Below are 20,362 nucleotides of genomic sequence, written 5' to 3' on the forward strand. Positions count from 1 at the left end.
GCCTGCCGCGCAGACCGGAAAGGCTTGCCGTCATGGGTGAGGATCAGGTCGCAGCCGAAATCGGCATGTCCGTGATGGCGACCTTCGCCTTGGCCGGCCCTATTCTGGGCCTTGCCGCACTTCTCGGCCTCGTCATCGCCATCTTCCAGGCGGCGACGCAGATCCAGGAACAGACCATCGCGCAGATCGTCAAGATTTTCGTGATCTCCATCACCCTGCTGCTGTTCGGCCGGGTGTTGGCAACGCCGCTGATCGAACATTCCGTTCACATCCTCAACGACTTCCCGACCATGGTTCAGTGAGGCGAGGCGGATGGGGCCGGATCATCTTCCGCTCGTCGGCATCGAGGTCGCGGCACCGGCCGCAGCCATGCTCGGCGCCGCCCGCGCGCTCGGGATACTGCTGATCTTCCCGATCTTCTCGCTGTTCAGCATCGTCGGCATCCTGCGTTTCGGCCTCGCAATCGGCCTGTCGGCGCCCTCCGTCGCCTTCGCTTATTCGACGCTGGCGCTGGGGGATACGTCCTGGTTCGATCTGGCCGCCCTTTCGATGAAGGAACTTTGCTTCGGGGCGCTTGTCGGCATGGGGCTCGGCATTCCCTTCTGGGCGGCCCAGGCGGCGGGTGATATGACTGATGTCTATCGCGGTGCCAATGCCGCCAATCTCTTCGACCAGATCAACGCGCTGGAAACCGCGCCGCTCGGTTCGCTGATGATGTCGATCGCCCTGGTGATTTTCGTCAGCGCCGGCGGCATCATCGATCTGGTCGCGATTTTCTACAAGTCGTTCGAGTTCTGGCCGCTCTTCAAGCTCATGCCCGCCATGCCCGACGATCCGCTCGACATGATCCTCGGTGTATTCGGCCGGCTGTTCAAAGCGGCCGGATTGCTTGCCGCCCCGTTCATGATCGTCACCTGCGCGCTCGAATTGTCGCTGGCCTTCGTTGGCCGCTCGTCGAAACAATTCCCGCTGAACGATAGCCTGCCGGCCATCAAGAACTTCGCGGTCGTGGTCATTCTCGTCATCTACACGGCCTTCATCTCCAGCTATTTCCACGATCTCTGGATCGACGGATTCAACGAGGTGAAAGCCATGCTGGAGGTGACCCATGGCCAAAAATGACGATACCGAAGAAAAAACCCTGCCGCCGAGCCGGGTGAAGCTCGATCGGCTCCGCCGCGAGGGCCAGGTTCCCCGCTCGAAGGAAATCCCGGTTGCGATCTCCGTTCTTGCCATCGCCGTCTACGTCACCTGGGGCTTGCCTGATATCCTCGAGGATTTCACCCGCAGTTTCGATAGCGGCCTGCAGTCCGCCGCGCGGGCCGACCTCTCCGACGCCGTCACTGTCGGCTTGAGCGAAACCGGCGTGGCGCTGCTCGATCTCATGTGGCTGCCGCTTGCCATGGGTCTTGCCGCGACCATCCTGGTGTCGATCCTCGACGGGCAGGGGTTTCCCGTATCGTTCAAACATATGAGCTTCGATTTCACCCGGCTCAATCCGTTCGAGGGCATCAAGAGGCTTTTTTCGCTCGCGAGCATCGCCGAGTTCGTCAAGGGGCTCGTCAAGTTTGTCCTGCTCGCCGCCGCCGGCGGCGGTGCGATCCTCTATTTCCTCAACAGCATCTTCTGGTCGCCTCTTTGCGGAGAAGCATGCACGCTCTCCACGACAGCCCATCTCCTCGGCTCGATCCTCGTCATTGCCGCCGGCATCATGGTGGCGGCGGCCTTTTTCGATATCCGCATTTCGCGCGCGCTGTTCAGGCACGAACACCGCATGACCAAGACCGAGGCGCGGCGCGAATACAAGGATACCCAGGGCGACCCGAAGCTGAAATCGGCGCGCCGGCAAATCGGCGCGGAAATGCGCAGCAGCCCGCCGCGCAGGCAAGGACCAGGCCGGCAATGAAAAGCGGGAGCCTAAGCCGCCCGCTTGATCTTCGCTTTGCGGTTCCGGTGGTCGGGCGTCTCAGACGCCCGATTGGTTGTCACCTACACGCGTCCAGTTCTTCACATCGTCCAGCGTGATATCGGAGAGGAACGTCACGCTGGCAAGCGAGCTGTCGGTGCGGAAGACGTTGCTGCCGTGGGAGAACGCCCCGCCATCGATGGTGACGTCGGCGTCGATCTGCTTGCCGCCGTTGGTGCGCACGAGCGTGGTAAAGCCGTCAGCGACGAAATCCTTCAGATAGAACCTCGTGTCGGCATTGATCTGGAAGATCTTGTCGGTCGCGCCCTTGGCGGAGCCACCGATAATAGTGACGTCGCCGGCGCTTTTTACCGTCAGCGCATCCTCGCCGACATTCTGCCAATTGACGTTTTCGAGCGTCGCGCCGCCATAGACGTGAATGCCGTCGGCGCCATTCTCGCCGAGATCGACATTCTTGAGCGTGGCGCCGTTCTTGAGAATGAACAGCGGCGATTGGGTTTCGGACTGGCCGCCATCGCCGAGCTTGGACGAGGCCGTATAGGTCGCGCCCTTGCCGTCGAACACGCCGCCATCCACGACGATCGGCTCGTTGACGACGATGACGCTGCCCTCTTTCGAGAGGTCGGGTTTTTCCGTCGTGGTCTGCAAAGTCGTGGCCTGTTTCTCGTCGGATGGATCCACCTTCTTGGAGTGGGATTGCCAGTTGATGTGCTTGCGCAGCAGATCCTTGGGGTCGGAATCCATGCCGTTTTCCGACGTTTCCCGCGACTTCGGCACATAGGAGGTCAGCGTCGGCGGGTTGCCGGAGAAATCTTCGAAGGGCGAGACCTTGCGGGTTCGGATGGCGGTGAAATCCGTGTCGGCCCTATTGCTGCCGCCAAGGCAATCGGACTCAAGGTCGAAACGGGAGGTTCTGTCGAAGTCTATGGGCCTTTGTCCATCTACGCCACACATTGCATTCATCCCCAGTTGGTCTCGTCTACTTCACTTGCTCTATCAGCCCGGCCTTTGTTTGGAGCCGGCAGCGTTCCGGATTTGCCCGATCTCTCCGATGGTTTCGATCGTTATATCCCTGTCGATCTCCTCCGCCGCCAGCACCGGAATGCGGCAGTTGTGGTGGATCATCAGCGTCTGGGTGAGCAGGCGCCACTCGCCCGGCACGATGATGATGGGATCGTATCCCCGCTCGTTGGCGTCCTCGAGAGCCTGCCTGGCTTTCTCGGCCAGCAGGCGCAGCCTTTCGGCTATCTCGATCTTCTCGGTCGCTCCAGCGGCGTCATAGGAGCGGATGAAGTGGTCCCATTCGGCGGGAAGCACCAGCGCCGGCAGCAATCCGCGCCGGTCGAGAAGCCCGAAGGCGATCTGCTTGACCAGCGCGGCGCGCGCCATTTCGGCCAGGGCATCCGGCGCGTGATCGGTGCCGGCGTGCAGCATCACTTCCAGCAGTCCGCGCGGCTGGGAAAGCGTCACGCCGGAATCCAGCAGGCGTCTGACGACCGCGACCGTCAGCATCAGCGGCACCTGGGTGGCGACGTCGATCGCCAGTTTGCCGAGACGCGGTTCGAGGCTGCCCAGCCATTGTGCCGCGTCGTCGACGCTGAACAGGGCGCCGATATGGCGGCGGACGATGCGCACGATGTCGTCGGCAATCTGTTCGGCCGTCCGTTCGGGACCGCAGCTGACGAGACCGGCGGGCACGTTTTCGACCTGAAGGTGGATCAGATCCTCGGCCATGCGGGGATCGGCGTTGAACGTCGGCACCGTCACGGAGACGCCGACGGCGCGCGCCGCCATGCGGATCCGCCCGTCCAGCATTTCGCCGAGCCGCATCGCCTCAAGCCGCGCCAGCGTTTCCACCGAGACGGTGGCGACGACGGGATCGCCATATTTCGTCCGGTCGAGCGGATAGGAATTGGCGCTTTCCACGGCATTCGCCGATCCGGCTGCGGCCGGGCCGGTGCGCCGGCGATGCACCATAAAGGCAAGGCCCGCCAGGCACAGGCCGATTGCGCCGAGCACGCCTGTGGGAAATCCCGGCACGAAGCCCGCGCAGATCGTCAGCGCCGCCGCAATCGCCAATGCGCGGGGCTCCCGGAAGAGTTCGCGGCCGATATCGCTGCCGAGGCTGCCATTGCCGTCATCGGACACGCGGGTCACGACGATACCCGCCGAGACTGCCATCAGAATGGATGGGATCTGCGAGACCAGGCCGTCGCCGATCGACAGCAGCGTATAGAGATGGGCCGCCTCGGCAAAGCTCAGGCCCTTCTGGAAGATACCGATCGCCAGGCCGCCGATGAGATTGACGGCGACGATCACCAATCCTGCGACCGCATCGCCCTTGACGAAGCGCATGGCGCCGTCCATCGCGCCGAAGAACTGGCTCTCCTGTTCGAGACGCGACCGGCGCTTCTGCGCGGCTTCCGTGCTGATATGGCCGTTGCGCAGGTCGCTGTCGATGGCGAGCTGCTTGCCCGGCATGGCGTCGAGCGTGAAACGGGCGCCGACCTCGGCGATGCGCTCGGCGCCCTTCGTCACCACGATGAACTGCACCAGCGCCACGATCAGGAAAATGATCAGCCCGACGACGACATTTCCCGCAACGACGAAATCGCCGAAGGCCATGATGATCTCGCCGGCATCGGCGTCCGCCAGCACGAGCCGGGTCGAGGAAATCGTCAAGGCCAGGCGGAACAGCGTGCCGATCAGAATGACCGCGGGAAAGGTCGCGATTTCAAGCACGCTCTTCAGATAGGTCGTGGTGATCAGCACCACGAAAGCGAAGGAGAGATTGAAAGCGATCAGCACGTCCAGAACGATTGTCGGAAGCGGCAGCACCAGCATCGTCACGACGGAGGCGAAAAAAACCGCAAGCAGCATATCGGTGCGCTGCGCAAGCATGGCGATGGCGGATGACCTTACCTTCATGATCCGGCTTCCGACGCCATCGCCTATTCTTGTTCGCTGCTGGAAATTTCGGCGAGCTTCGGCTCGGCATTGCCGGCAGAGGCGAAATTGACCGTATCGTCCTCACTGTCACGGGAAACGATCATCTGGTCTTTGCCGATCTCCTTGATGCGCCAGCCGCTCGCAACGACATCGCCTTCCTCGTAGCGGCGACCGTCGGAGCCGATGATGAATCTGACGGGCGTATAGCCGGCGGCGGCGACGAAGCCGTCGAGACCGGAAGAGAGGGCGGTGAGATCGACGATGGAAACGGAACCCCGCCGGCTCATCGAGGCGATGATGCTGCGCAGCTTGGTCTCATCGGGCAGGCCGAGAGGCCGCGATCCTTCGCCGATGCGAATTTCGTCGGCGGTGGCGACGATGCTCAGATCTTGGGGAAGCTGAGCCATACGAATGGCCTGGCGGATTTCGGCAGCGATCGCCGCCGATGACGGCGCCGGTTCGGGCGCGGCGGAAACCTTGACGAGCGGGGCTTCGTGAGCCGGCGCATCGCTGTTGTAAAGGCCGGCCAGCAAAAGCAACGCCGCCAGCCCGAGAAGGCCGGCAGCCGCAATCCGGCGCGGCTCGAACCGCACGCGCCGGGCGCCGAGACCTTCGAGTTCGCAGATCGTGCCGTCGAAGGAGATGGTCTGTCTCTTCGTAAGGCTCATCGTCCGATCGCGCGGGATGGAACGACCGTCGATCGCCACGTCATCCCGCAACGCGGTCAACGACACCGTGTCGGAGCCGCGGGAGCGCTGCAGACTGATGGCAAAGGCGGGTTCCGGTTTGGCGCCTAGGATGATCAGGTCACAATCGGCGCTGCCGCCGACCACCTGCCGCTCCGCCGTCAACGGCAGAATGGAGCTGCGCCCGGCGCGCGTGATGCGCAAGACCGGTCCGCCGCTGCCTGACGCAGTGTTGCCGGCGTTACCTCTGAATGTCGGCGAAGAGGGATCTAGATCCATGGTCATCTTGTTCCCGAACCGTCCGTCGAGCGGCTTTTATTGTCTTCGAGAGCGGGGAAGCGAGACGGGCGAACCCGTCTCGCCATTGTTTCAATCAGCCTGGGCCGATCTTCTTGATGGCGTTTGCGACGCCATTGATCTTGGTGATTTCGGTTGCAACCTGCAGGCTCTGCGCGGTCGCTTCGTTCTGGGCCGACTTGAAGGCGGAAATCGCCGAGCCGATGCCCGCATCAAGTGTCGAAGTACTAGTGCTGGTAGCCATGTCTTGAACTCCTTGCATGGTTTTGGCGGCCAGAACCTTGCAGAATTCAAGATCGAATTCAATAGCTTATGTTAAAAAGTTATTAATTCGCGATATGTACAACAAATGCGCGAAATGGATATCCGTCCTGTTCCCAGCAGACCGATGATCTGCAACAGTAGATCAGATAATTATTAATAGACTGGATTTTGCAGCCCCTGCCTTCCTTCGTTCATTAGTTGTCGGGCGATATCCGGATCGTGAGGTAAACTCAGATGTTTGCGCGTTTTGTTTACATGGCCGCTATCGGACTGCTGGCCTCCTTTCCTCCACCGGCCGGCGCCAGCGAGCGGGAGGTGCGCCTGGATGTCGTCTCCCTGCCGCTTGGCGATGTTGTCCAGACGTTGTCCTTCATGTCCGGCATCCCGGTCACGACAGTCGGGACACTGAGCGGCAAGGTCGAGCACTGGTCCGTGCGGGAAAGCGGAGCCAAGGCCTTCGTCAAGCTTGGCGATGCCAGCAATCTCTTCGTCGCCTATGACGGCAGCCGCATCATCATCGCGCCGAAGCAGGAGGTCTCCACCGTTGTCCTCGATCGCGGCGGCCGCAGCTGGAAGACCGAGCAAAACGCCATTCGCGCGCTGTTCCCGCTGCTGCCGGACGATGCGCTGCGTGAAGATCCCGCCAGCGGCTTGGTGCTGGTGCGCGGGCCCGCCGTCTTCACCAAGGCCGTCGAAGACGTGCTGAGCCGGCAGCAAGCCGACAGCATCAAGGTCATCAAGGGCGGCCAGCTGGAAATCCTGACGACGAACAACGGTGCCTGAGCGGCTGATATGAAGGCGCTGAAATCTCTCAGGCAGTTGCTGCAGATCCGCAGCCTGCGGGCCGACAATCTTTCCCGCAGCCTCTCTGAGGCGCGGGCGGATGCCGAAAGCGCGCGGGAGCGGGAAGCAAAAGCCTCCGAAGCGCTCGACATCGCGGCAAGCCGGGCCGCCGGCAATCCTGTCGTCGACGCATTGCGCAAGAGCGACGTTATCTCCGCCGCCGAGCTTCAGGACGCGCTGATGCGACAATCCGTATTGCGCAGCCATGAAGCCGATGCCAGCCTATCGCTTGCGCAGCGCAAAGCCGCCCGGCGCGCCGCGCAAGAGCGGGCAGAACACGTCGCCGCCGATTTTTCGCGGGCACAGAAGGCGGTATTGCGCACCGAGTTTTCGCTTGAAGCAGCGGAGAGAATCGACCGGTAGGGAGCTAAGAACCAGCAGATGAACCAACCGGCTTCTGTTCTTCCATCTCTTCATCGACAATCGAGCTGACGAGGGCAACGATCCGGCTGCGCACACGCGGAGAAAGGAGCAAAACGTCGTCTATCAGACGCCGTCCCTCCGCCGTGGAAATATAGGCAATCTTCTCATCGATCTCTGTTATGATTTGCTGGCCCTGAGTGGTTTCGGGATCTGGAAGACCTTCGAAAAACCTCGAAACAGGGATCTTGAGGCAATTGGCAAGCTCGTAGAGCATCGAAGCGCTGACGCGGTTCTTACCGCTTTCATATTTTTGTACCTGCTGCAAACTGACCCCGATGCCGGCGCCGAGATCCCCTAGGGATACATTCGACTGCATTCGGCGGATACGGATTTGCTGTCCGACATGCCGATCAACTGGATGCACCAACTCGCGCGCTAAATTCGACTGTTCGGCTTGCGCAGGCCTCGAAGTCCGGACCTGTGCTGCTGCATAGCGCTTCATGGTGGACACCCCGATGGAGAGTTTCACGCGGTGCGCCCCCGCTGAAAACTCGCTAAACCCACTGATCGGGGAGTTGGAAACCGTACACGACGGTCCTGTGGCCTTTAGTTCCGAGGAACCTGGACATACGCCACAGGCTCCTCGACCGAAGGTCAAGGAGTGTGATGCCGTTACGGCCGGCATCAACCACGTGTAGGGGTTTCCACACCCCAGGGCAGCGCGTACTGCCCTATCGAAAAAGATAGCGGGAATCCGCCCGCTGCGCAACCGAATTCTTTACAAGATTCAATAGCTTCGCTTTACGCGCGGACACTTGTCTCAAAAGCGAGAGGTCACGCTTCGGGCGGTAAAGTGGACAGAAAACCAAAGGAGGTGCGATCAGCGGAACGCCCATTGCGAGGAGTGTCTGCCCACTCTCCCGGAAGAGATGACGATGACACCTGGGAGAGTGCGGACGTCGTGGCGATCGAGGAGACGGACGATACCGTCACCGTACTTCTCTGGCATCTGAAATACTCGCAGGCAGTAATGGGGCGCCGGGCGGACGATCTTTACCTCGTTTGCGGTCAAGCACAGAAGGGGGTGAAGGGGACATGGAGCTTGAAGAACCTCATCAACCACCTGACCGTGAGAGAAACATCACATCTTAAGGGCCGGGCCCGTTTCATTCGAGGCAGCCTGAATGACTTGGCCACGCTTCGAAAGGCTGCCCGACGCAAGTTCATCGAGTACCGGATCGGGATTGTACAGCCGGGTCTTAACGGTGAAAACATACCCGCAGAACATCTTGCGCTTCTGGGAGCGACTGCCACTTCATACTGTCTGTCACCGGGTGTCCCCTAATGACTGTCGCGAACCGCACCGATCCAGCTTAGCTGCCGGCCACCGTCTCCAGCGGCGCTACTTTCCATGACGGCAGGGCCGCCGCGAACTGTCACGGCCTTCTTGGGGCTTTCGATATCGAAATTGACGTTGTAGCGGTTCCACTCTGTAACAGCGGCAGAGCCGCCGACAAAATCAGGGGTAGGAATGCTCGATGTCCTGCCGATTGTTGCGGCGGGTGCATAGCTGCAGTGCAACATAGACGCTGGCTTCATGGCGCTGGCCCGAGTATTGCTATTTTCATCGAAGCGATGCTTCCTCCCGCAACGCTTCGAAGTTTAGACGGCCCACTCCTCCTCCCAAAGGGACGTCTGTGGGAACAGCGGCACTCCTCCTCCCAGGTCGCCGTTCGGTTCTTTTAGGAAAGCCTGCCGCACCTCCTCCCGCGGCAGGCTTTTCTATTTCGGGGCGATGGGCCGTCAGAGCCCGAGATCAAGTTGGGACTGGGGTCGTGCATTGCCGATCGGAGGTCGTCAGCGTTGAAAGCGTGACGCCGAGCAGCCGCACTGGCCGCTTGAATGGATAGACAGTCGCCAATCGACGGGGCATCGTTCGATGGTGTGCTCGAAGATCTTGGCTGGTTCGGCAAACGGTTCACGCCGGACATGCGCGCCGATGTGCTGCTGTTTCGAGCGGGAGACCGGCGGCTGGTTGCCGTGGATCCCAAATGGATCCCGCTTCGGCTAACGTTGCGTTTTTATAAGATCGACAGGACGCGTGTGGCAAGCAACCAAGTTTTCCTATCTCCAGCGCCGGCTGCGGGCGAGGGCCCGGTCGCGTCTTTGAAGGCCATGATGTTCGGCTGCGTCAAGAGCGCGGCCATGGTCTATGACGATCAACCCATCGTCGACCATTTCCGGCGGATCGACGCCGAGAGGATCATGGGCGCGAAATTTCGCTCTGCGCAAGTAAGGCACGAACCGTCGAGACGGCAGTTCCTAATGAGCTCATCGAAAGGTCATATCATGCTGAAATACAAGCTCTACGTACTCGTGGTAAAAGCCGACGGGAATCTCGCGATCCTCGCCGCGCTTGCCATGGTTCTTACCGCGATATGGCGCGGCGTTTTACCCATAGGAAGTTTCTACTGAAAGACTGGAGGTGCAGGATCATTCCTGCACCCTCCTCACATATCACCACGTTCGCAGTACGCGTGTCACCTATCTCTCACGCGCAACAGCGGAAACGACAAGGTCTGTCATTTGAGAGTTACCCGGAGCGCCCCACCAGTCGCAGAGGGACAGGTAGGAGAAGTCGCTCACACTGTCACCGTAGCCGATCACTGGGCGACCTGGATGCTCCGTCCGAAGCTTTTTGAGCAGAAATTGTGAGGCCACCCGTTTTGAGATCGCAGGCGGAACTAGCGCAAGGTTATTGCCGTTGTGGTGTCGAACCCAACCCCGTTTTTCTCGAATGATCGGCACAATCTCTTCAAGGCGTGAGCCGTCTCCGTCAATCTCTTTGAAGACAACATATGTCGCGAGATCAGCTTCCATCACCGACCAGCACCGGATGTGGACGCCAAGTTCCCTCGCCTTGGTCCTGCCCTCATCGAGGAGCTTATCGAAAAAGCCGGCAAGCGGCCGGAGCTCCCTTGCGACGACCTCATGCCATTCGGCGTCAGGCTTGCCGTCCTTTTTGAGGATGACGGCACCGTTCGATACGATTGAGTAGCTTTCAAACGCGATCGTAACGCGCGAAAGAGCCTCAGAGCCGCGCGCCGTAACCGGGATGGCCTCCGTGGAGACGAGCAGCCACTCGACAAAGGCAGCTTGAATCTTCGTCATATAGGAGTTGCTTCCATTAATGGATTTGGACGCCAATACCAGATCGGCTTCCGCAATCTCCGGTATCTTTTTCTTGGTTTGAAACAAGGTGTCGTCGAGGTCCACCAGAGCAATGGGCTTCATATGCGTACTCCAAAATGCGACTGGTTAAATATCTGATCGATTGCCAGATGTGAGCTTTCGCGGATTCTCCATTGGCAATGAATTTTACGATACGGAATTTGTCACATCTCAGTTTCCTTGACCTGCGCGCCGAGCTCGTAAGTAGACATACGTGGAGATTAGGAGACGTGCCGGATCAGCGTGACGGCGCGGTAGGGGGCGATCTTTCTAGGGGAGACGACATACGGGACGCCTTTGTTGTCGATCAGGTACATGAGGGCCGCGAGTTCTGGATCGGTTGGCGACGAGACGTACACCTTTTCCGGCACACGTCGCAGGATGGCCCTGGTCGCCTCCGCAATGCCCGGCTTTACTCGGTTGATGTTCGTTACGGCGTCCTCCCCCATCACCCAGGCGACGGCAGCGGCGGCGGCATCGCGATGCGCCCGGCGGGTCTCGATACTCCAGACGCTCGGGATTTCGGTTGCAATCACAGTGGAGACATCATTCCACATACCATCCACGAATGATCGGGAAATATCGTGTTCCGCGAGATTATCCCACTGGACGCAGGCGTGGAAGTCACCGGGACCGACGAGGGCAGCGTTGAGGATCGAGCGGCTGATAAGCCCGGATACGGTGCATCCTAGCATTCCGGAGGGAATAAGCCAGTCGTCGCCCGATGCGGCGAGCCATGCGCAGCCGCAGGGGTCGGCCAATACAACTAGCCGCGCAGGCCGGTCTGAGTAGTCCTTGAAGCTCTTTTCGAGTTGGTTCGCAATTGCTCCTTTGCCCGTCGAGCTATCTACGAAGACGATGCTCTCGACAGGACGCCTGGCAAGAATGTGGCGCATAGCCTCGTCGTCAACGCCCTTGTCGCGAATGATCGACAACCCGTAGTGTCCGACGTCCCGGCCGAGTAAGGCGATGGCCCTCTTGAGAAGGATGCCGAAGGGCACGCCGGCGCGGACCAAACTGACAAGGGTAATAGGACCCTCGACCGACTGCACGATCGCGAGGGCGAGGCGTGCCGTCTCGGCGCCCATGCGCGGGCCACCAGTGGCCATGGCCTTAGCAAACAGCTCCATGTATTCGCGGGTCGGGGCCATCTCGGCGGAAATCATTTCCGAGTAATGCCGCCGCCCGGATTGGATGGCCTCTTCCCTCGTGGCCGTGTCAGTAGGCTGAATATCCACTTTCTTGAGAAGGAGCGTCACGTCGTATTCGGCGTAGGAGCCCAGTGTGGCAGGGGAGGCGATGCTGTCATAGGTATCCCCCATGGGAGTGATGTCCTTAGATAACGCGACAGCAGTGTTGTGTCGCCGTGGACTGGCGGAAATGTCCGATCGAGTGAGCCGATTTCGAAGCGGCAGACCGCATGGCCTAAGGCGGCTTCATTCACCTTCTACGTCTGAAAGGACAATGGGATCGCCCAGTGCGGACATCAGGCTGGCACAGACATTTTCCGGGCCTGTCTCCGAGCAGAGTATAATTTTCGAGTACAGCGCTGGATCGACGTTGTAGAGGTAATGTGGAACCGTTCCGCCGTAGTTGTCGGAGAACGAAAGTACTGAACCGATCGCGTGGCCTTTCGACAGGGGGGAACGCGTCACGGATGAATAGAAAACCTCAGCGCCCTCCTTTTCCAAGCGCTCCGCAAGCAGGAAGGGCTGCCACACGTGTTCGCCCGTTCCGAGTACGAGGGTAATCCCGTCATCGGCAGCGTTTGCATTGAGACCCTGCAAGTGATCGACGACGCCGAGACGCGCCCAGTCTCGAGCGACGTCGGGACAGACCTCGGGCCGCTTAGGACGGTCACAGTAAGGGACCTGCGGAGTAGCTGCCGTGAAATCCCCACGCGGAGTCCAACTGTACCGTCCGGAAACGATAGTAGCCTCACTGACTGTTCCCGTGATCTCCGCGCGGGCAGCGCCTTCTGACCAGTCGGTAAGCGTAAGTAGGACTGTGTGCTTCAGCTTCAAACGAATTTTTGCGGGAAGGGCAGCGAAGATGTTGGCAAATGTCTTACCTGTCGAAGCCTCATCGTCAACGAGTACCAAGCCGGTCGCACCATGAACCAAGTCGCGGAGCCTTGCCTCGCATGGTTCGTGCAGGAGGTGCCGCGGGGCATGGCTATGCTCTTCCTCAAATTCGCACAGCAGCGGCAGTTTAAGATCATGGCGAGTGGAGCAGATATATATTGCATCGCCGCGACCAGTGAGTTCGCGGAACCGCCGATGGACACCCGCACCAAGGCCAATGCCCGCTTCGGCTATTCCGATGAACAAAACCGGACCAGGAATATCGGCAGGAATCTGACGTGCAAGGAGGTCGAATGCATTTCCCATGACCGAAGGGCGGATCGGCAGGAATCGACCAAGAACCTTGGAAACAAACAGAAACGAGCGGTTCGGGTTGATTCGCTGCCCGAAGCCGAACATCTCGATGGGGGGTACAAGGCTTCGATCCACGTGAACCGAGATAGTGCCGTCGGCGAGTTGCGCAGAGTATGTTGAAGGATTCACCATTGCCAGCTTTCGAAAGTACGGACGTTTACCGTGGAAAAAATCCGTCCCATATGTTTCTGTGACGCCGCACGCTCATTGGCGTCTCGTTGACGAGCAGGGTAGCACTTACCTCTCGAGGCTCAGAGTGCATCCGCGCCACGATATCGCAGGAGAATTCGCCGGCCCTTGGCGCGAAGGCCAGCACGGCGCGAGCGCCTCCCTGGTTTCAGCTTCGTTGGGGCTAAATCCCGATCTGAGGCCTTCCTGCCCCGTCGATGCGGCTCGTGACCCATCTCCGACAAAGCGACTGGGGCGATAGAAATAGAGTTTACGTCAGTTCATCCTCGCTCTCTGCGGTGAATCAGTAGCATGAAGTGAAGCAAGGGACGTGCCACTCGGACATGCAGCACGAATGCGAGCTGAATAGGCACCAGAACTCGAATATTGCATTCCAGGTCTCACGCGGCAGATGTCCAGATTGCCGGGAAATTTCGTATTGCATCCATAACGGCTTTGGGCGACGGATTGCGGGACCTGCCATGGCAAGCGCGTGCGGTCGCGAAACCTCAGATGGCGGCGAAGCGCTGCAGTTAAGAGAGATGCTGGAGCGTATATTCGCCTAAACGCTGCTGACGTGGCGGTGGGGCCTTTGAACGGTGGACGAGATCAGCCGGGAAAAAAGGCGTAGCTTAATTGAAATCGGCAGGGTGTACCCCGCCCACTACCGGGGATCAGAGCAGGCCAGCCTTGGCCCCAACCTGCGATGATAGCAGGTGCCTGGGGCACCTCCAGCACGTCGAGGGTTCTGCATCTTCGTGTCAGCCAATAGCCGACAGTTCGCACCACGTTTGTATTCGCTTTGTCTGCTTTACGACAGACTTAAGTCTTGATGCCTGCACTCAGCCGTCGTTGTTCAGTCCCGGCATTTTCATGGAGCGGATCGAGGGTGAAACGTTCAGGCTGCGAAGTCTATGTCTTGCAGACGAACTCGTAGTGTGAGGCCCTTGAGGGTCTTGAGCCTGCGTGACCTGCCACTGAACTTTCATCCAGCGGCGATTAGAGCCTCGGCGGTTTTGAATACGCCAAGTGGCGCGGTGTGAGCAACCGGCACGCGGATCGTGTCCCAGCACCTGGTGTAGCTGACGGGAGGGAGTAAAGCCGAGTGCCCGCGCGCTTCTCGCTGCGCTGTAGCGGGTGATCGGCTTTGCGGGCGGCCATCAGTGTTTTCCGCTAGGGTCGGGTTGTTCAAGACCAACCTGACGGAAAGATCACCGATGACCAATGACATGATGAACGTGCGCTCCCTTGTTGAGAAGAGTGCCGATGCAGATTTGTTGCGTGAGATGATCGGTCTTGCTGCCGAGCGGCTGATGGAGCTGGAAGTAGGCTCGGCTACGGGTGCAGACTTCGGTGTGAAGAACTCGATGCGGCTCACTCAACGCAATGGCTACCGTGACATCGGGAGACGCGGGCTGGCACCGTGGAGCTTCGCATTCCGAAGCTGCGCAAAGGCAGCTACTTTCCGAGCTTCCTTGAACCGCGCCGCATGGCAGAGAAAGCTCTGACGGCCGTTATCCAGGAAGCGTATATCCAGGGAATCTCGACCCGTTCTGTCGACGACCTGTGGTGGACGCGACCTATCTCAAGGTCCGGCGTGGCGGCCGCATCGTCTCAGTCGCCGTCATTATCGCGGTGGGCGTCAACAGCGACGGTCGGCGCGAGGTCCTGGGTATGGAAGTTGGCACCTCGGAGGCCGAACCGATCTGGACGGAATTCCTGCGCAGGCTAACGCGCCGCGGTCTACGCGGGGTGAAGTTGGTTGTCTCTGATGCACATGAGGGCATCAAGGCTGCCGTTTCCAAGGTTCTCAATGCCACTTGGCAAAGGTGCCGGGTTCACTTCATGAGGAACGTGCTCGCGCATGCTGGAAAGAGCGGCAGGCGGGTCGTATCCGCCTTCATCGCGACGGCCTTTGCCCAGGAGACCCCGGAGGCAGCAAGCCGCACAATGGCGCAGTGTCGCCGATCAAATCAGGCCGAAAGTGCCGAAGCTTGCCACCATCATGGACGACGCTGAAGAGGACGTGCTCGCCTACATGACCTTCCCGAAAGAGCACCGGGCAAAGCTGCACTCGACGAATCCAATTGAGCGTCTCAACGGCGAAATCAAGCGACGCACCGAGGTCGTCGGCATCTTTCCGAACGACGAAGCCATCGTCCGTCTCGTCGGTGCATTGCTGCTCGAACAGAATGATGAATGGGCCGTTCAACGCGCCAGGTATATGACGCTTGAGACCATGGCCCAAATGAGCGATGATCCCCAAATCAGCCTGCCCCGCTGTGATGTCGGGTTAGGAAACGAGCGGGACAGCAGGCTAATACACTGCCCGAATTGCCCCGTGTGGACGGCAAGCGTCAAGCCTTGATGCCAAATTCAAACGGATATGAGTGGGGCTTCGCAGCTGCGGCGAGGTCTCGATAGGGTCCGACAGTAAGCCCGAATGAGTGGGCACAATGGGACTGAAAGTGGGATCACTTGGTGAGCCCGTTGTTCCCGCGCGGAGATCCCGCCGCTATTCTCGCAAATGTCGGACAGCCGCCGCCCTTTGTCGCATTTGTCGAGATCACGACAATCGGTTTGTCCCGCTCTGCTCTACGCACCCGTCAAGCCACGGAGTGGTGCCTGCTTCGCAGTTTTGAATTTGAGAGCGAGCGGGCTACGGCTCCGTCATTGCTGGGGGTCCGATAGCGAAAGCCTGTTCGAGATGCGTGCTTCTCTATCGTCGCACAGGGCGTTTTCAGCATCTTGGGCCCTCTCACCGGTCTGAACAACTGTTTCAGCTTGATCATTTGAGGTTTTCGCAACCGAACGTGCTTGCCGTGGCTGGTCGGCAAGCCGTCGCTCGAACGATCATGGAATGCGATACTAAGTTTTCCGGAATCTGGATTCCAACTGGAATGCAGGAATACGATCGGTAGTAGCGTTTTTAGCTCGCATTTTACGCTGCATTTTCGAGTGGCACGTCGCTTGCTTCATTTCTCATGCCGCCGATTCACCGAAACTCAGAAAGAGCCAACGCAAGCTCTATGGTGGTGCGAATTGCCCACTGCTCCCGCGCCCAGACGGCGCGGAACCGGCCTAAAAGCGGCATTATCTTGGCGAAGGACAATTCAAATCCAAGGGAGAGTAAGATGAGCATCACACGCAGACATGTCATCGTTCAGGGTGGCGTCATTGCAGCAGGCCTGCTCGCCAGCGGCCTACCGGGGACAAAAGCCTTCGCGCAGATACCGTCAATCCCTTGGCGGCGCTCACTGCAGGGCTTGGCCTGGAACGACCCGATCATCGAGACCTATCGCGACGCAGTGCGCCTTCTCAACGCCCTTCCCGCCAGCGACAAATTCAACTGGGTCAACCTCTCGAAAATTCACGGCAGCGGTGACGTCGTCAAATACTGCCCGCATGGCAACTGGTATTTCCTGCCGTGGCACAGGGCCTATACGGCTATGTACGAGCGCATCGTTCGGCACGTGACCAAGAACAACGATTTCGCTATGCCGTTCTGGGACTGGACCGACAATCCGTACCTGCCCGAAGTGTTCACAATGCAAAAGACGCCCGACGGCAAGGACAATCCACTTTATGTTTCGTCGCGCACCTGGCCAATCACGCAGCCGATGCCGGACAATATAGTTGGGCCACAGGTTCTCAACACCATCCTAACGGCGAAGCCATACGAGGTCTTCGGCACCACCCGCCCCGAGGGACAGAACTCACTCGATCCTTCCTGGGTCACCACCAGCAGCGGCACGCAGGGGACGCTGGAATACACACCGCACAATCAGGTGCACAACAATATCGGTGGCTGGATGCCGGAAATGTCGTCGCCCCGCGATCCGATCTTCTTCATGCATCATTGCAACATCGACCGCATCTGGGCGACGTGGAATTTGCGCAACGCCAACAGCACGGATCGGCTCTGGGCCGACATGCCGTTCACCGACAATTTCTACGATGTCGACGGCAACTTCTGGTCCCCGAAGGTCTCTGACCTTTATGTTCCAGAGGAACTCGGATACAATTATGGTTTCCGGACCTACTTCAAGGTCGCGGCGGCGAGCGCCAAAACGCTGGCCCTGAACGATAAACTCACGTCCGTGATCGCGGCGACGGCGACCGATGCTGCAATCGCCGGCGTGACGACCACCTCCACGGACAACAGCAAGGCGGCAACGGAAAACGTGCCGCTTTCGCTGCCGATCAAGATCCCGGCGGGCGCATTGCAGGAGATCGTCCGCCAACCGCCTCTGCCATCCGGCATGGATACAATGGATTTCGGCGCGGCACAGGAGCAGGCGGCCTCCGCTCCTCGTGTGCTGGCATTCCTGCGCGATGTCGAGATCACCAGTGCCAGCACGACCAGCGTTCGGGTGTTTCTCGGCAAGAACGACCTTAAGGCCGATACGCCCGTCACCGATCCCCATTACGTCGGTTCTTTCGCCGTTCTCGGTCATGACGGCGACCATCATCGCAAACCATCCTTCGTCCTCGATCTGACGGACGCGATCCAGCGGGTTTACGGCGGAAGGGGGCAGACGGATGGCGAGGCCATCGACCTGCAGCTCATTCCTGTCGGATCGGGAGCGGGCAAACCCGGCGCCGTAGAGCCCGCAAAGCTAGAAATAGCCATAGTGTCCGCCTAACATCCGGACTGGCTGGGTTGTGGAGACATCGATGCGCTATCATCGTTGGGTGCTTATCGCTATTCGTGCGGCGGCATTATCGATGCTGCGCATCGTCAGCCCGGTTCAAGCTAACGAGAGCGACATGCGGGCAACGACCAGTAAGCCCGCGACGATAACCATATCGAGCAGAGCAGTCCACTCATCGGCTGATACCAGTGCGCGGGTCGTCCTTACTGTCACTGGTTATGAACCGTCGACTTCAGGACCAGTGACGACGGTCGTTTCGCTTGACTGCGGCAGTAACGTTCGCGAAATTGGTAGGTTTGGTATTTTTCCGAACAAGGCGTTTTCGGTATTGGACGGGGCAAAGCCTCAACGATTTGGGTTTCCCTTGCCCGATGACCCGTCTTGCCGTCAGCCACAGACCGTCATTATCCGGCTGGAGCCTCAAACAGGCGGCGGTTCGGGCGCCAGCATCACTATCAGCGACGCAAGCATCGAATAGATTGGCAGTCGGGGCTGATTTGCCGCTAGCTCCAGAACCTTGGCGGCAATGAAAGTCCGCCGGATAAAATAGAGGGTTTTGATAGGTTGTTGTGACAAAGGTCCAACGCGCAGCGCCTATCGTGGTCAACAGTTTACAGTCTTGCCGCTGCATTCGGCGACTGATGGTCGTCTGCAAGCAGGCAAAGGTTTTTGGCCGACCCGAGACTAGGCTCAAGATAAAGTCGCTCTTAAAGGCATTGAACCAACGACGCGTTCCTAGATCAGTAAAGTGACTCTTCAACCACTTCAGATGCTTGCGCGGAGTCTGTCCGAAAGCTGCATTGACTTCGCACGCGGTCCAAAACCGATTCAGACTGCGCGTTCAATTCAAAACTGAAGATTAGACGTGTGCTTTTAATGGCACTGGATTTGCAAGGACACGGGCGGCGTGCGGCCATAGGTATCGCTTCCATTCGTGATAGAGAGGCGCGGAGGTTAGTCTTGAAACGAAGAGATTTTTCGACTGTTGGGCTCACTGCTCTTCTCGCCGGGATCGTATTCCCGGCTTTTCCCAGCACCGGATTCAGTGAGCAGCGAAAGCCGTCCATCCCCGCACTCCCTGATCAGCGGAAACTTTGGAGTTGGATCAAAAGGCTCAACAGTTTCGGCCCCCGATTGACCGGCAGCCCGGCGCAAGCACGGGCAATCGATTATCTTGCTGGTGAGTTGAGAGGGATGGGCCTTGAGGTGAAGCGCGATCAACTCACGATGCGCCGGTGGATGCCACGAACCACCGCGTTCAAACTGTCAAATGGTGAAGTAATTGAGGTAGCGGCGCCGTTCCCGTATTCCGGGCTTACACCTCCCGGCGGTATCTCGGGTAAGATGGTTCTTTTCAACGGTCGGGTTCAGGCGTTTGAGAAAGCCCGCGGCAAAATTGCGGTGGTGACGGTAAAGCGTCGGGATCTGGCGGCATTCCTCGAACTGGTGACCAATCGACGCGGCAGCCTGCCGGAAGGCATAGACTTTCCCAAAGCCGTAACCACGCCGCTTATCACCGGTTTGCTTGGCGTACCGATCGACAAGGCGCGTGAAGCAGGGGTTTTAGCCGTCGTTTGCATTTTCGAAGGCGTCTCGGAAGTGCAGTTGAAGGGGCAGGTGCTGCCATTCACCACACCGTATTGGGGCTTACCTGCAATATGGGTGGCGCAATCTGAAGGAGAGCGGATCAAAGCCGCGATCAAGCACGGTTTGAGCGGTCGCCTGACCTTGGATGGCACGTTGGAAGACGTTGCGACCGATACGATTTATGCGGTTTTGCCGGGCTGCAACCTGCTTGAGACAATCATCATCAACACCCACACCGATGGACCTAATGCGTGCGAAGAGAACGGCGGTGCTGGGGTACTCGCTCTGGCGCATTATTTCTCCTCGCTACCGAAATCTGCCCGCAACCGAAGCCTCGTCTTCGTACTCGTCACGGGTCATTTCCAGCTTGCCCAGTTCGGCCGCCACGGGAATCAGGCGACGGCGACCTGGCTCGAAATGCATCCAGAATTGTGGGACGGCAAACCCGGCCATGCTAAAGCCGTTGCAGGAGCTACGATTGAGCATCTTGGATGTACCGAGTGGCGAGATGACTTTGCAAAAGGGCACCCCGCGCCCACCGGGAAGCCGGAACTCGATTTGATCTATACCAGTAATAAGTCGATGAGTGGCGTGTACATCGCTGCCGCACGCGGGCGCAAAAAGGTACGCGCGCTGATAGTCGCCCCAGCGGCGGCGCAGGTGATGTTGGGCGAAGGACAGCCATTATACGCATCAGGAATTCCGACGATATCAAGCTGTCCGATACCGGACTATCTTTGCCAGGTCTTGCCGGGCGGAGGCTTGGACCGGCTCGACCCTGATTACGCCTTTCAGCAAGTCGAAACCTTTGCCCGCACGGTCGACTTGCTCGACAGGATGCCGCGTGGTGAGATCGGAATCGTTCCGTTTAACCTGTCCACTGTTATCGGTGATCTGCTGTAAACCTGACCAACACTAACGCCAGCGAAAATGGCGGTGTCACGCGGTCGGCAC

At 59.1% G+C, this 20,362-nt stretch carries 17 protein-coding genes and 3 pseudogenes; 11 read left to right on the top strand and 9 right to left on the bottom strand.

The window, feature by feature from the left end; translation table 11 throughout:
- The first annotated feature begins 32 nt into the window (after positions 1-32).
- Genes AMC88_RS25705 through AMC88_RS25715 form a run of 3 tightly spaced genes read left to right on the top strand, consistent with a single transcriptional unit; the run spans position 33 to position 1,906 of the window.
- Positions 33-302: a flagellar biosynthetic protein FliQ gene (locus AMC88_RS25705; protein WP_046977183.1), complete on the top strand. Its 270-nt coding sequence runs from the start codon at positions 33-35 to the stop codon at positions 300-302.
- Positions 303-312: 10 nt separating this feature from the next.
- The gene (locus AMC88_RS25710) at positions 313-1,122 is read left to right on the top strand and encodes an EscT/YscT/HrcT family type III secretion system export apparatus protein (RefSeq protein ID WP_046977184.1); all 810 of its coding nucleotides are present in this window, start codon (positions 313-315) and stop codon (positions 1,120-1,122) included.
- The gene (locus tag AMC88_RS25715; RefSeq protein ID WP_046977185.1) at positions 1,109-1,906 is read left to right on the top strand and encodes an EscU/YscU/HrcU family type III secretion system export apparatus switch protein; all 798 of its coding nucleotides are present in this window, start codon (positions 1,109-1,111) and stop codon (positions 1,904-1,906) included. The genes AMC88_RS25710 and AMC88_RS25715 overlap by 14 nt, the downstream gene beginning before the upstream one ends.
- A 60-nt stretch (positions 1,907-1,966) precedes the next feature.
- Here AMC88_RS25715 and AMC88_RS25720 read toward each other — a convergent pair whose 3' ends face one another.
- The 4 genes from AMC88_RS25720 to AMC88_RS33775 form a co-directional block, all read right to left on the bottom strand.
- Positions 1,967-2,881, bottom strand: a complete 915-nt coding sequence (locus AMC88_RS25720; protein ID WP_046977186.1) for a pectate lyase — start codon at positions 2,879-2,881, stop codon at positions 1,967-1,969.
- A 42-nt stretch (positions 2,882-2,923) separates the two neighbouring features.
- Complete coding sequence (locus AMC88_RS25725; protein ID WP_064820007.1) at positions 2,924-4,855, bottom strand: flagellar biosynthesis protein FlhA; 1,932 nt, start codon at positions 4,853-4,855, stop codon at positions 2,924-2,926.
- A 23-nt stretch (positions 4,856-4,878) separates the two neighbouring features.
- Entirely contained in the window at positions 4,879-5,847 is a 969-nt protein-coding gene (locus tag AMC88_RS25730; RefSeq protein ID WP_064820008.1) for a SctD/MshK family protein, read from the bottom strand.
- An 88-nt stretch (positions 5,848-5,935) separates the two neighbouring features.
- Complete coding sequence (locus AMC88_RS33775) at positions 5,936-6,103, bottom strand: hypothetical protein (RefSeq protein ID WP_007636000.1); 168 nt, start codon at positions 6,101-6,103, stop codon at positions 5,936-5,938.
- A 254-nt stretch (positions 6,104-6,357) separates the two neighbouring features.
- On the opposite strand from AMC88_RS33775, the gene AMC88_RS25735 reads away from it, so the two are divergent.
- Together AMC88_RS25735 and AMC88_RS25740 are read left to right on the top strand one after the other, a co-directional pair.
- Positions 6,358-6,906 carry a hypothetical protein gene (locus AMC88_RS25735; protein ID WP_008534289.1) on the top strand — a complete coding sequence of 183 codons (549 nt, stop codon included), beginning with the start codon at positions 6,358-6,360 and terminating at the stop codon, positions 6,904-6,906.
- 9 nt (positions 6,907-6,915) lie between these two features.
- Complete coding sequence (locus AMC88_RS25740) at positions 6,916-7,329, top strand: hypothetical protein (RefSeq protein WP_064830107.1); 414 nt, start codon at positions 6,916-6,918, stop codon at positions 7,327-7,329.
- A 4-nt stretch (positions 7,330-7,333) separates the two neighbouring features.
- Here AMC88_RS25740 and AMC88_RS25745 read toward each other — a convergent pair whose 3' ends face one another.
- Positions 7,334-7,831 (bottom strand): helix-turn-helix domain-containing protein, encoded by a 498-nt coding sequence (locus AMC88_RS25745; protein ID WP_064820010.1) that lies wholly within the window; start codon positions 7,829-7,831, stop codon positions 7,334-7,336.
- A gap of 459 nt (positions 7,832-8,290) precedes the next feature.
- Between AMC88_RS25745 and AMC88_RS25750 the strand changes: the two genes are divergently transcribed.
- Positions 8,291-8,674, top strand: coding sequence for a hypothetical protein (locus tag AMC88_RS25750; RefSeq protein WP_008534295.1), 384 nt, complete (start codon positions 8,291-8,293; stop codon positions 8,672-8,674).
- Between the two features lie 581 nt (positions 8,675-9,255).
- Positions 9,256-9,603: pseudogene (locus tag AMC88_RS34615) on the top strand (DUF4334 domain-containing protein); the annotation flags it as partial.
- A gap of 270 nt (positions 9,604-9,873) precedes the next feature.
- Here AMC88_RS34615 and AMC88_RS25760 read toward each other — a convergent pair.
- The 4 genes and pseudogenes from AMC88_RS25760 to AMC88_RS34180 all read right to left on the bottom strand — a co-directional run.
- Positions 9,874-10,623 (bottom strand): HAD family hydrolase, encoded by a 750-nt coding sequence (locus tag AMC88_RS25760; protein WP_004675991.1) that lies wholly within the window; start codon positions 10,621-10,623, stop codon positions 9,874-9,876.
- 158 nt (positions 10,624-10,781) lie between these two features.
- On the bottom strand, positions 10,782-11,882 hold the full coding sequence (locus tag AMC88_RS25765) for a cysteine protease StiP domain-containing protein (RefSeq protein WP_064830108.1): 1,101 nt from the start codon (positions 11,880-11,882) through the stop codon (positions 10,782-10,784).
- Positions 11,883-11,996: 114 nt separating this feature from the next.
- Positions 11,997-13,130 (bottom strand): phosphoribosyltransferase domain-containing protein, encoded by a 1,134-nt coding sequence (locus AMC88_RS25770; protein ID WP_225884181.1) that lies wholly within the window; start codon positions 13,128-13,130, stop codon positions 11,997-11,999.
- Between the two features lie 878 nt (positions 13,131-14,008).
- Positions 14,009-14,133 (bottom strand): annotated as a pseudogene (locus AMC88_RS34180) (IS481 family transposase); the annotation flags it as partial.
- Between the two features lie 250 nt (positions 14,134-14,383).
- Here AMC88_RS34180 and AMC88_RS25780 point away from each other — a divergent pair.
- The 4 genes and pseudogenes from AMC88_RS25780 (at position 14,384) to AMC88_RS25790 (ending at position 20,311) form a co-directional block, all read left to right on the top strand.
- Positions 14,384-15,534, top strand: a pseudogene (locus AMC88_RS25780) (IS256 family transposase).
- A 766-nt stretch (positions 15,535-16,300) separates the two neighbouring features.
- Positions 16,301-17,812: a tyrosinase family protein gene (locus AMC88_RS25785; RefSeq protein ID WP_008534313.1), complete on the top strand. Its 1,512-nt coding sequence runs from the start codon at positions 16,301-16,303 to the stop codon at positions 17,810-17,812.
- Between the two features lie 31 nt (positions 17,813-17,843).
- A complete protein-coding gene (locus AMC88_RS32395; protein WP_004668602.1) occupies positions 17,844-18,299 on the top strand; it encodes a hypothetical protein in 456 nt (151 codons plus the stop codon).
- A 482-nt stretch (positions 18,300-18,781) separates the two neighbouring features.
- The gene (locus AMC88_RS25790; protein ID WP_004668604.1) at positions 18,782-20,311 is read left to right on the top strand and encodes a zinc-binding metallopeptidase family protein; all 1,530 of its coding nucleotides are present in this window, start codon (positions 18,782-18,784) and stop codon (positions 20,309-20,311) included.
- Positions 20,312-20,362 lie beyond the last annotated feature (51 nt).

The organism is Rhizobium phaseoli (assembly GCF_001664385.1).
Lineage (GTDB): Bacteria > Pseudomonadota > Alphaproteobacteria > Rhizobiales > Rhizobiaceae > Rhizobium > Rhizobium phaseoli.